We start from the raw sequence: 12,186 nt of genomic DNA, 5'->3' as shown, positions 1-12,186 counted from the left end.
ATAAAAAAGGTATCCAATGACAGCGCCAAGTTACTCCCAAGGCCCCCAAGACAAAGCATTGCTGACCCTGACCATTGGCGATGCGTTTGATAGCACCGTAGAACGCTTCGCTGAACGCGATGCCTTGATCGTGCTGCATCAGCAATTGCGCTACAGCTGGAGGCAACTGGCGGCTGAGGTTAACCGGGCGGCGCAGGGGTTTATGGCGCTGGGTATTGAGGCGGGCGAGCGGATTGGTGTGTGGGCGCCCAATTGCGCGCAGTGGTGCATCAGCCAGTTCGCCAGCGCCAAGGTCGGCGCTGTGCTGGTCAATATCAATCCAGCTTATCGTTGCAGCGAGCTGGAGTACGCGCTCAAGCAATCGGGCTGCAAGTGGCTGGTCTGCGCTGATGCGTTCAAGACATCTGATTACCACGCCATGTTGACCGAGTTGTTGCCGGAGTTGGCATCCAGCCGTCCGGGCCAGCTGGTCAGTAGTCGTTTGCCAGAGTTGCGCGGCGTGATCAGTCTGGCGGATCAAGCGCCTGCCGGTTTTCTGCATTGGCGTGAGTTGGCCGAGCTTGCCGAAACAGTGAGCGCTGAACAGTTGGTTGCACGCCAAGCTGCATTGAGCTGTGATCAGGCCATCAATATTCAGTACACCTCGGGCACTACTGGCGCGCCAAAAGGTGCGACCCTGAGCCATTACAACATCCTCAACAACGGTTATATGGTCGGTGAAAGCCTTGGGTTGACTGAGCATGACCGGCTGGTGATCCCGGTGCCGCTGTATCACTGTTTTGGCATGGTCATGGGCAACCTCGGTTGCGTGACGCATGGTGCGACCATGATTTATCCCTGCGCTGGCTTCGAGCCTGAGGCGACCCTGCAGGCTGTGGCTCAAGAGCGAGCCACAGCGTTATACGGTGTGCCGACCATGTTTATCGCCGAACTGGATCACCCGCGGCTCAATGAGTTTGACCTGAGCTCACTGCGCACCGGGATCATGGCCGGGGCAACCTGTCCGATTGAGGTGATGCGCCGGGTCATCAAAGAGCTGCACATGAGCGAGGTGCAGATTGCCTATGGCATGACCGAGACCAGTCCGGTGTCGCTGCAAACCGCTGCGGATGATGAGCTTGAGGTGCGGGTTACCAGTGTGGGGCGAACGCAGCCACAGCTTGAGAGCAAAATCATTGATGAGCAGGGCGCAACTGTCCGGCGCGGGCAGACTGGCGAGCTTTGTACTCGGGGCTACAGCGTGATGATTGGCTATTGGAATAATCCGCAAGCCAGCGCCGAGGCTATCGATGCCGAAGGCTGGATGCACACGGGTGACCTGGCGGTGATGGACGAGCAGGGCTATGTGCGTATCGTCGGGCGCAGCAAGGACATGATCATTCGTGGCGGCGAGAACATCTATCCGCGTGAGATCGAGGAGTTTCTGTTTACCCATGCCGCCGTTGCCGATGTGCAAATAATTGGTGTGCCCGACAGCAAATACGGTGAGGAAATCGCGGCATGGATCAAGCTGCATCCAGACAGTGGTTGCGATGAAAACCAACTGCGTGATTACTGCAAAGCCAATATCGCTCACTTCAAAGTGCCGCGTTACTACAAGTTCGTGGATGAGTTTCCGATGACGGTGACCGGCAAAATCCAGAAGTTCCGCATGCGCGAACTGACGATCCTTGAACTGGATTTGTAGACTAAAGGTGTAGGCCAGCGGTTGAGTACAGCTGACGTTTGCATGGGTTTTCAAGCAGGCGTCGGCTTGGCTGTCCGAGTCAATACTCGAAACGACATTAACTTAATTTAACCTATACAAAACAAATACATATACAGTTATTTTAATCTTGTTTATTAGACTATAAGTCAGTGATTAACCTCCGCAGTTTTGCCCCATGCCGTCGCTGTCCAGTGTATTTCTGCACCCAGACCAATCAAACCAGAATCAATATTTTTACTTGCTTGATAAATTTGGTAGCGCTAACATCGGCCCAAACAAAATAGCGCTGCAGCGACAGCGTGCCGGAGACATTAATGAAAACCAGCCTTCCTGCCCAAGGTGCTGAACCTGCTATGCGCGCACTCGTGGTCATGGGTGTCAGCGGTTCAGGCAAAAGTGATATCAGTCGCGCCGTGGCCAGCGCGCTTGGCCTGCAGCACATCGAAGCCGACCTGTTTCACCCCGATGAAAATGTTCAGCGCATGAGCGCCGGTATCCCACTCAGCGATGACAATCGACGCGTGTGGCTGGATGCCTTGATTGCTGAAATGCACGCTGTAGAGGCGGCTGGTAATGGTTTTGTTTTGGCGTGTTCAGCGCTCAAGCACAGTTACCGCGAACAATTGCGCGCGGCCATCAGTGACCTGCACTTTGCCCACTTGGAAATTGATCACGCAACTGCGCTTGAACGTGTGGGGTCTCGCCCCGGTCATTTTATGCCGACCTCGCTGGTCGACAGCCAATTTGCCACCCTTGAAGCACCTGCTGGCGAACCTGGTGTGCTGACGGTAGATGCCAGTCAAAGCCGTGAGTTGGTGGTTGCCGAGATTGTGAGCTGGGCCAAAAGCGCTGTGCAGGCGCCTGTGTTGCTGGCTGACGCCGTTGATAGCAGTGCTGAGTTTGATAGCGCTAACAGCGCCGAGACTGAAACCGTACACAGCGCAAAAACAGACCAAGAGGGCGCACGTCTGACTGGCGAGCCGATCTATACCGGCGGCGTGGCACTGATGTTCGACAAAGTCACCGACATGATGATGGCCGCACTGATGGCGTTTATGGTTGTCGTGGTGTTCAGCAACGTGGTGCTGCGTTATGCATTCGGCACCGGTTGGGGCGGCGCCGAAGAGTTGTCCCGGTTGGCATTTGTCTGGCTGGTGTTCGTCGGCGTGGCGTCAAGCATGCGCCGGGGCGAGCTGATGAGCTTCACCCTGATTCGTGATCGCTTCCCACAGGTGATGCGCAAAGTCGTCGATTCCTTGAGTTGGATACTGGTTGCAGTTGCCAGCGCACTTTCAGTCAAGGGCGCGTGGGAGCAGATGCAATACGGCTGGAGCAATACAAGCCCGGTTGTGGGTTATCCGCTGGCGATCGCCATGCTGCCGGTGTTGGCAAGCATGGCGGTGCTGGTGCTGTTGGCAATGGTGCAACTGGTCAATGTCTGGCGTAGAGACCAGTCGCTGGCCAATGCAACAGCCAATGTCACCATTGATTAACCGCCATATCCACCCATAAGAACAACGGGCAACGCCCACCGAGGACACGCACATGACGGTTGCCGTTTTCCTTTCTTCACTGCTTGGTTTCATGGCATTTGGCATGCCAATCGCCTTTGCGCTGATGCTCACCGGCGCAGTGCTGATGTGGTACCTGGATTTCTGGGATGTTCAATTGCTGGCGCAAAATCTGCTGGCAGGGGCTGACAGCTTTCCGCTGCTGGCTGTTCCGTTCTTCATTCTCGCGGGCGAGTTGATGAATGCTGGCGGTATTTCGCGGCGGATTATCACCATGGCCCAAGCCTTTGTCGGCCACAAGCGTGGCGGCCTGGGGTTTGTGGCCATTGCCGCAGCCGTGCTGTTGGCCAGTATGTCCGGCTCTGCGCTGGCCGATACTGCCGCATTGGCGACCTTGCTACTGCCGATGATGCGTCAACGTGGTTATCCCTTGCATTCATCAGCTGGCTTGGTGGCGGCAGGCGGCATCATTGCGCCGATCATCCCGCCTTCAATGCCGTTCGTTATCTACGGCGTGGTCACTAATACTTCAATCAGCCAGCTGTTTATGGCGGGTCTGGTGCCAGGTTTGATCATGGGCGCCGGTCTGATTTTCGCCTGGACCCTGATCGCTCGTGGCTTTACTGAGCCATCGCCACCTAAAGCCAGTAAAGAGGTGCGCCGCGCCGCGTTGATCGACGGTGCCTCGGCGTTGATGTTACCGGTGATCATCGTCGGTGGCTTGCGCTTTGGTATCTTCACTCCAACCGAGGCGGCTGTCGTTGCGGCAACTTATGCCTTGGCGGTTTCGACCCTGCTTTATCGTGAGCTGGATTGGAAAACCCTGATTGAGGCCATGACTCGCGCCAGCCGCACCACTGCTTCGGTGATGTTCCTCTGCGCCGCTGCAACTGTATCTGCCTACATGGTGACACTGGCCCAATTGCCGGCCGAGCTTACAGCGATGCTTGGCCCATTGGCTGATCATCCGCGTGTGCTGGTCGCAGCAATCATGGTGTTGATGATTGCCGTCGGCATGGTGCTTGACCTGACGCCGACCATTTTGATTTTGGCTCCCGTTTTGGCGCCAATTGCCGCCAAGGCTGGGGTTGACCCTGTGTATTTTGGGGTGATGTTTGTACTGATTGGCTCCATCGGCCTGATTACCCCGCCGGTGGGCACTGTACTCAACGTGGTTGGCGGTATCGGTAAGCTGCGCATGGAAGTACTGGTGCGTGGTGTGATGCCATTCTTCCTGATCTACCTGGCAATCGTACTGTTGCTGATCGTATTCCCGGCGATCGTCACAGTCCCACTGGCATGGTTGCGCTGATCTTGGCTGCCATGCACTGCAAGCGTCTGGTAACAGGCGCGCAACACACGGCTTTATTACTGTTGTCCCGACTCATTCAACAACAACAAAGGTGCAAACCATGAGACGTACACTGATCGTCGGCTTAACCGCCGCAGTCCTGCTTAGCCCATTGGCGACGTTTGCTGCCCATGCAGACGAAATTCGTTCACGCATGATCCGTTTTGGTTATGGCCTCAACGAAGACAGCAACCAAGGCCGTGCAGCCAAGTTGCTTGCCGAAGAAGTGGCCAAGGCTTCAGATGGCAAACTCAAAGTGCGTACATTCGGCGCTGCCAGCCTCGGCCCGGATAACCAAATGCAGAACGCGCTGATCGGTGGCGCTCAGGAAATGATGGTCGGTTCGACTGCCACATTGGTCGGCATCAGCAAAGAGATGGCCGTTTGGGATACACCGTTTCTGTTCAGCAGTGCCGAGCAAGCTGACAAAGTCCTTGATGGCCCAGTTGGCCGCGAAGTGATGGACAAGCTGGCAGAGAAGGGCTTGGTAGGCTTGGTCTATTGGGAGAATGGCTTCCGCAACATGACCAACAACGTGCGCCCAATTGAAAAAATGGAAGATTTCGACGGTATCAAGCTGCGTGTGATGCCAAACCCGGTGTTCCTTGAAACCTTCAAGTTGATGGGCGCCAACGCGGTGCCGCTGCCGTTCTCGGAGTTGTTTACTGCACTGGAAACCAAGGCTGTAGATGGTCAGGAAAACCCATTCAATACCATCCTGTCGTCGAAGTTCTTTGAAGTGCAGAAGTACCTGACGATCACCAACCACGTTTACAGCCCGTGGATTGTCACTGCATCCAAGCGCTGGTGGGACGGTTTGTCCAAGACCGAGCAAGACATCATCATGCAAGCGGCTGTTAAGGCCCGTGACTTTGAGCGTCAGGACACCCGTGAAGAAGCCGCCAAGGCTTTGGCTCAGTTGAAAGAGAATGGCATGCAAATCAACGAAATCAGCCCTGCTGAAGTTGAGCGTATGCGTGAAAAAGCGCAGCCAGCCATCCAGCAAGTGACCGATACCGTTGGCCAGCAGCTGTTTGACCAAGTGCAGGCTGAAGTCAAAAAAGCAGCTCAGTAAGCATTCTGGGCAAAGCGTTGCATGCTGAATTATCTAGCGTGCAGCGTTTTGCCCGGATGTCTTGTTAGTATTGCCAACCGTTTGAATATGAGCCCATCCATATGAGTCAACGTCGTCGCCGCACTGCGGAGCGCGTCACTTTGAATGATGTAGCCAAGGCTGCTGGTTGTTCATTGATGTCTGCATCGCGGGCATTGTCACAACCCGAACGGGTTTCTGATGCCTTACGTGAAAACGTTATGCAAGCCGTGAAAAAACTCGGCTACGTGCCGCATTCAGCTGCGCGGGCTTTGGCCAGTTCGCGTTCAAACCTGGTTGCGGCAATTCTGCCTTCATTGTCCAACTCGGTATTTGTCGATACCGCTGAAGCGATCCAGCGGGTGCTGATGCCCGCCGGTTTCGAGATGATGATTGGCGTCAGCCATTACAGCGATGATGAGGATGAGCGGCTTTTGCGTTCGTTCCTGGCCCATCAGCCTGCGGGTTTATTGTTGACGGGTTTTGAGCGTAGCGACATCGCCCGAGAGGTGCTGGCCAACTACCGCGGGCCCATTGTAACGATGATGGAACTAAGCGAGTCCGCAGACGATTACTGCGTTGGTTTTTCGCAGTTTGACGCGGGCGCGGCGATGACTCGCGCATTGATTGAGCGCGGTTATCAGCAGATCGCCTTTGCTGCGGCGCAGCTTGACCCGCGCACCCTGCAGCGAGCCGAAGGTTACCGCCATGCCATGCGCGAAGCAGGGCGCTACAACCCCGCTTTGGAAATGCTCACTGCGCAGGCTTCATCCATTGGCTTAGGCGCTAACTTGCTTGATCGTTTGCTTGAGCAACACCCGCAAACCGATGCGGTGTTCTTCAACAATGATGACCTGGCATTCGGTGCGCTGTTCCGTGCCCGGCAACTGGAGCTTGCTGTACCACAACGCTTGGCTATCGCCGGTTTCAACGATTTACCCGCGGCTGCATGGGTGCATCCGGCGTTGAGCACCGTGCGCACAACGCGCGGCAAGGTGGGTGAACTGGCTGCCGACATGCTCTTGAACCTGATGCGTGGCGAGCAACCCAAGCAGCCTCGTATCGATGTCGGTTTTGAAATCGTTATGCGCGACAGTGCATAAACACTGGGAGTTTTTATCAAAACAAACCAGGGAGCGTCCTGATCCCTGGACACAACAAGTAGCCGTTGACTTCAGCATGGGCGAGGTTGGCAGTCATGCGTACTGGTGCGTGGAGGTTTTAGCGATTTTGGCAAGTCTTTCCGCCTCTCTGTTTGCGTCCAGAGCACGCCATTGCGCAACCAGTTCGGGTAAATCCTCCCTTTCGATCAAGTCGCCAAACACGTCCTCTGCGGTCAACACCCTCTCTGCTTCGTTGAACAGGCGCTGTTTTGCACGCTCCAGGGCTTCACGCTGTTGCCTGCCTAATGTCCGGGCGAGAGTGATGCCTTCGTCGTACATCTGCCTTAACTCCAGTTCGGATTTGTTGTAGAACCGTGTGTCGTGACGCGTTCTGATCGCGTGGCGGAATTCGATGAAACTGCGCGGCTGCCAACTGGCCAACTGTTCTTCGGCCCGCTGTATCAGACTATGGATATCCTGAATCTCGGCAGGCGTGAACAATGCACCTTGGCGGTCTTGCACGCTGGCATGCCAGCGCAGTAGGGTGGTGAGCATGGCGCGGCTGTAACCGCCGTCGCTGGAGTGTTCTGCTGCGGAGAAAGCCTGGTCTATCAACTTCATACGTTCGGGCATATCACCCTGCAGGTCGACGGCACCGGCGTAACTTGCGCAGGCCCGCTCATCAATGAGCGCGCAGCCAGGTTGCCAAAGAACTGCAGTTTCGCTTCCGCCACCAGGTTTGCGCGGCACGAAGTGGCGTTGTTCTCCGTGGTGCTCATAGGGATCGCCACGGAGATTGAGTAACCCGCCGAGCAGCAACACAATTCCCAGCAGTGGGGAACTGAACAGGGCCACGGTGCCAGCGCTCGCCAGCTTCCATTCGGCATCCATCCAAGTGAAAGGCGCGGCGGGCACCGGGTCGTTGTGGTTGACCAGCCGATGATGAGGCAGGGCCGCGGCGGCTTGGACGAAGGCATGATCTGCTGCACGAGGTGCGCCGAAGGTGTAGAGCTGAATGTCCTGAGACCAGTTTGTCCTTAGCCACTCAGCCAGCAACAGGGCGATGGCTCCTCCCAGGCTATGGCCACAGACGATCAAGGTTTGTTCGCCGGTATAAAATGCTTCCATATAGCGTTCGGCAAACACCTTGCCCGCTTGGAATGCACCGTAGAAGCCACGGTGAGCCTGGCCTGCACCCTCCTCGTAGGGCACCTGACGGGCGTCCAGGTCACGCAGGATATCCGGGGTTTCTTGGGTGCCGCGTACCGAAATCAGCACTACTTTGTCGTTGTGGGTAATAAAGGCTTGGGTTTCGGTTTTCTCGTCGTAGAGAAAATGTACGTCCTCTGGGTTACGCCAACCCTTTAATGCCTCCTCTTGATAGCGTTCCGGGTCGTGGGGCATGACCTCCAGACGCTTGGAATACGGCACTTCTTCGTACAGCAGGTTGTAGCGTGCACTGTTGAATGCATTGGCCTTGTCTAGGCTGGCCAATTGCTCGCGCAGCACATGGCCGATGGTGCCCGCACGGGCATAGGGCGGTGGGCTGGAGGCATAGGGTGTGTCCGGCTGCATTGGATCGCCGAAGGGGGCGTATACAAAGGTGCTCATCACCGCAAGATGGTATGCGTTCAACGCGCAGAACGTCTTGTCGCGCGACAGCAGCGGGCTGTAGGCGCGTAGCGCCTTGACCTCCAGCACATGGTGCAGGTTGGGCGTCAGGGCCACTCCCGTGCGCTCGGAGGCTAGCCCAGCATCCTGCTTGAGCACGGCAGAAGGTCGTGGCCACCAGGCCGTATCGGCATCCGGCAGGTGACCTGTAGCCTCGGCGAAATCCCTGACCTCCACGCGTAGAAAGCGGGCGCTCTCCGCTGTGGCCCGTTCCTCTGCTAAATAAGTCTTGCCATCGGGATTGCGCGGGCCAGATGGGGATTGTTCGGCGGCGACCTGAAGAGATGTTAGAGGAATTTTGAAAGCATCTCTAATAATGAGTTCTTCATGCCAAGGATCGAGACCACCATTATCCAACTTCGATAGTTCTAGAACTACAGGCCCGCAATAGATGCTGTCTATGCGGTCAAAACCGTCGTCATCCAGTGTGCCTTGGTATTTCTGGCCCTGACTGTCATGCAAGGTATAGGCAAGGCCGGCATAGGGTTTTCCGTCACCATGCTCGTCAACTAGACGGAAGCTGGCCCAGTGTCTTCGCCTGGGGCAAGCCAGTGTTGCGGGCCTGCTTGTTTTACTTGAGTCATTCATCCCTGATCACTCCTTGCAGTTAGGGTAAACGGTGCAGTCCTGCCCGTTCATTTTGAAGGTCTGAAATACCGGCGGGGTTTGGCAGCGCTGCCAGCCCTCTTTGGGCAGGCATGGCTTCCAGCCTTCCGGGAATTTAATCCAGGTATTGTCTCTATAAGGCCGCTCCTCCGGATTTGCCCGGATATCCAAGCGAACCGTCTTGCCCGGCAATTCCTCGCGCACCAGATGGGCGCCTGCACCTTTGCAGCTCAGGAGTTTGCTGATTTGACCCTTCCGGGAATAGGCCTTGCTGAGCTGGAACAACCACGTACATTCGGCTGTCTTGCTCAAACTGCCATCGGCCTGAAAGGCCGGTGCGCCCTGCGGCAGACTGTCGACCAGCTCCAGACCACCGTTGTCGTAGGTGCGCTGCCAGTCCTTGTCGCCGTAGCGCCCATGGATAAACAGGCCGACGCGTGCCAGGCGCATTTCGCACAGGCCATCGCGGTAGCTGACAGGGATGTTGAAGCTGTACTGTTGCGGGCCGCTTTGAAAATCACTCTCGAAGGAGCGAGCCTGGCTGCGGCCATCGCAATTATTGGCTACGCCATAATGAGCCTGGGCTTTCAGGGAGAAGTTGGCCGGTAGTTCTCCCTCCAGAGTAAAACGCTCACCTGTGAGTGGGGCGAGTGAACTGCAGGCACTTAGCGATACCCCCAGTAATGGCAGCCATAGTGTATGAATAAAATATTTGCTCATCCCTGATCATTCCTTGTACTGGATCATATTTCGTCGGTTATGCGGGTCGCCATCATTATTCGGACTTCTCAGCTTGCTTTTCACGCAAGCTGACTTGCTGGCAAATCTCGATGATTTGCTCACGCATCCAGCGGTTGGCTGGGTCCTGATCGGTGCTTTCGTGCCAGTACAGATGAGTTTCCAGAGTCGGCATTTCCTTTACCGGCAGTTGCATGTAGTGCAGGTCGTTGCTACGTGCGAAACGTTCCGGCACGGTCATCGCCATATCGGTGTTGTGCAATACCGTGTTGGCCATCAGGTAATGCTGAGAGCGCAGGGCAATTTTGCGCTGAATCCCCATTTTACCCAGTGCCAGGTCGATATAGCCTAAACCGCTACGGCGGCTGGATATGTGGATGTGGCTGAGCGACAGGTATTCATCGAGGCTGATTTTGTCTTTCGCCAATGGATGATTTTTACGCAGTGCGCAGACGTAGCGGTCTTCCAGCAGCTTGACGTGGCGCACTTGTGGGTCGGTGTTGAGCGGTGCGTCGATGGCAAAATCAAGACGCCCAGCAGCCAACTCCTTAGTCGTTTCACGGCGACGTGCCAGCATGCTTTCAATGCAGACCTTGGGGGCAAGGCGGCGCAGACGTTGGAACAGCACAGGAAAAATCATCGCTTCACTGAGGTCAGTCATGCTGATGCGATAGGTTTTATTGGCTTGTGTCGGGTTGAACGTACGGCTTTCCTGCACTGAAATACGCAACTGCTGCAGAGCATTACGCACCGGGCCAATGATATTTTGCGACATTGGCGTCGGCACCATGCCTTGAGCGGTTCGCACAAACAGCGGGTCGTTGAAGGTTTCGCGCAAGCGTGCCAACGCATTGGAAACGGCTGGCTGGGTAATGCCAACGATCTGTCCGGCGCGAGTCAGATTAGCCTCGGTGTAGATTGCATCGAAGACGACAAAGAGGTTTAGATCGACCTTGTTGAGATTCATTCCGTAATAGCTCCGAGGCAGTGAATCATATATCGGTGATGAATGTTTATACACGCCGAAAATAGCTTAGGTAAATTTTCATCTGTGATCTAGCATAATTTTCAGCCAATTTAATTACCGTCCAACGTCAAGAAGGTAGCGCCCATGGATTTCGCCTATTCGCCCAAAGTTCAGGACCTGCGTGAGCGCGTCACAGCGTTTATGGAAACCAACGTCTATCCCGCTGAGGCTGTATTTGAACAGCAAGTCAGTGAAGGCGACCGCTGGCAACCGACTGCAATCATGGAAGAGCTAAAAGCCAAGGCTAAGGCTGAAGGATTATGGAACCTGTTTCTGCCGGACTCTGAATTGGGGGCAGGGCTGACCAACGCTGAATACGCGCCGCTGGCTGAAATCATGGGCAGTTCTTTGATTGGCCCGGAGCCATTCAACTGCGCCGCACCAGACACTGGCAATATGGAAGTATTGGTGCGCTATGCCAATGAAGCGCAGAAGAGGCAGTGGCTTGAACCGCTGCTGAGCGGCGAGATTCGCTCGGCCTTTGCCATGACAGAGCCACAAGTGGCTTCATCTGACGCCACTAATATGCAAGCAACCGCAGTGCGTGATGGTGATGAATGGGTGATCAATGGCCGCAAATGGTGGACATCCGGTGCCTGCGACCCGCGCTGCAAGATTCTGGTGTTTATGGGGCTGACCAATCCAGACGGTCCGCGCCATCAACAGCACTCGATGATTCTGGTGCCGATGGATACCGATGGTGTCAAAGTCATTCGTCCGTTGCCGGTGTTTGGCTATGACGATGCACCACATGGTCACGCTGAAATGGTTTTTGAGAACGTGCGCGTGCCTTATGAGAACGTGCTGCTGGGCGAGGGGCGCGGGTTTGAGATTGCTCAAGGTCGCCTTGGCCCGGGTCGCATTCACCACTGCATGCGCTCGATCGGCATGGCTGAGCGCGCGCTGAAACTCATGTGTGAACGCTCGATTGAACGTTCTGCATTCGGTAAGCCTTTGGCCCGTCTGGGCGGCAACATTGATCTGATTGCCGACTCACGCATGGAAATCAACATGGCGCGCCTGTTGACCCTCAATGCGGCCTACATGATGGACACCGTCGGTAATAAGGTGGCGCGCAGTGAAATTGCCCAAATCAAGGTCGTGGCCCCGAATGTCGCGCTGAAAGTGATTGACCGGGCGATTCAAATGCACGGCGGCGGCGGTGTTTCCAATGACTTCCCACTAGCGTACTGGTACGCGATGCAACGTACCCTGCGTCTGGCTGATGGCCCCGATGAAGTTCACCGTGCAGCCATCGGTAAGTTCGAGATTGGCAAGTACATTTCCCGCGAAGCCATGAATGCTTCACGCTAGCACTTGATTGGCGGAGCTTATCGGCAATACAGCGCCCGGCAGTTGGTCCGCCGGGCGCTTGATC

The 12,186-nt window shown here is 55.7% G+C and carries 9 protein-coding genes; 6 read left to right on the top strand and 3 right to left on the bottom strand.

The window, feature by feature from the left end; translation table 11 throughout:
• The first annotated feature begins 16 nt into the window (after nt 1-16).
• The 5 genes from ACN0UH_RS14975 (at nt 17) to ACN0UH_RS14955 (ending at nt 6,766) form a co-directional block, all read left to right on the top strand.
• Nucleotides 17-1,687 carry an AMP-binding protein gene (locus ACN0UH_RS14975; RefSeq protein ID WP_417662808.1) on the top strand — a complete coding sequence of 557 codons (1,671 nt, stop codon included), beginning with the start codon at nt 17-19 and terminating at the stop codon, nt 1,685-1,687.
• A 335-nt stretch (nt 1,688-2,022) separates the two neighbouring features.
• Nucleotides 2,023-3,201, top strand: a complete 1,179-nt coding sequence (locus ACN0UH_RS14970; RefSeq protein ID WP_417662807.1) for a gluconokinase, GntK/IdnK-type — start codon at nt 2,023-2,025, stop codon at nt 3,199-3,201.
• 52 nt (nt 3,202-3,253) lie between these two features.
• Nucleotides 3,254-4,531, top strand: a complete 1,278-nt coding sequence (locus ACN0UH_RS14965) for a TRAP transporter large permease (protein WP_417662806.1) — start codon at nt 3,254-3,256, stop codon at nt 4,529-4,531.
• A 100-nt stretch (nt 4,532-4,631) separates the two neighbouring features.
• Nucleotides 4,632-5,645 (top strand): TRAP transporter substrate-binding protein, encoded by a 1,014-nt coding sequence (locus ACN0UH_RS14960; RefSeq protein WP_417662805.1) that lies wholly within the window; start codon nt 4,632-4,634, stop codon nt 5,643-5,645.
• A gap of 101 nt (nt 5,646-5,746) precedes the next feature.
• On the top strand, nt 5,747-6,766 hold the full coding sequence (locus ACN0UH_RS14955) for a LacI family DNA-binding transcriptional regulator (RefSeq protein ID WP_417662804.1): 1,020 nt from the start codon (nt 5,747-5,749) through the stop codon (nt 6,764-6,766).
• Nucleotides 6,767-6,859: 93 nt separating this feature from the next.
• Here the strand turns inward: ACN0UH_RS14955 and ACN0UH_RS14950 are convergent, their stop codons facing one another.
• Genes ACN0UH_RS14950 through ACN0UH_RS14940 form a run of 3 tightly spaced genes read right to left on the bottom strand, consistent with a single transcriptional unit; the run spans nt 6,860 to nt 10,748 of the window.
• Nucleotides 6,860-9,025, bottom strand: coding sequence for a lipase family protein (locus ACN0UH_RS14950; protein ID WP_417662803.1), 2,166 nt, complete (start codon nt 9,023-9,025; stop codon nt 6,860-6,862).
• Between the two features lie 6 nt (nt 9,026-9,031).
• Nucleotides 9,032-9,763 (bottom strand): hypothetical protein, encoded by a 732-nt coding sequence (locus ACN0UH_RS14945; RefSeq protein ID WP_417662802.1) that lies wholly within the window; start codon nt 9,761-9,763, stop codon nt 9,032-9,034.
• A gap of 55 nt (nt 9,764-9,818) precedes the next feature.
• Nucleotides 9,819-10,748, bottom strand: coding sequence for a LysR family transcriptional regulator (locus ACN0UH_RS14940; RefSeq protein WP_417662801.1), 930 nt, complete (start codon nt 10,746-10,748; stop codon nt 9,819-9,821).
• Between the two features lie 144 nt (nt 10,749-10,892).
• On the opposite strand from ACN0UH_RS14940, the gene ACN0UH_RS14935 reads away from it, so the two are divergent.
• Nucleotides 10,893-12,122 carry an acyl-CoA dehydrogenase gene (locus ACN0UH_RS14935; RefSeq protein ID WP_417662800.1) on the top strand — a complete coding sequence of 410 codons (1,230 nt, stop codon included), beginning with the start codon at nt 10,893-10,895 and terminating at the stop codon, nt 12,120-12,122.
• Nucleotides 12,123-12,186: the final 64 nt, after the last annotated feature.

It is taken from the genome of Pseudomonas sp., from assembly GCF_048265905.1.
Taxonomy (GTDB): Bacteria; Pseudomonadota; Gammaproteobacteria; order Pseudomonadales; family Pseudomonadaceae; genus Aquipseudomonas.
This window is presented reverse-complemented; position numbering and strand designations above follow the sequence as displayed.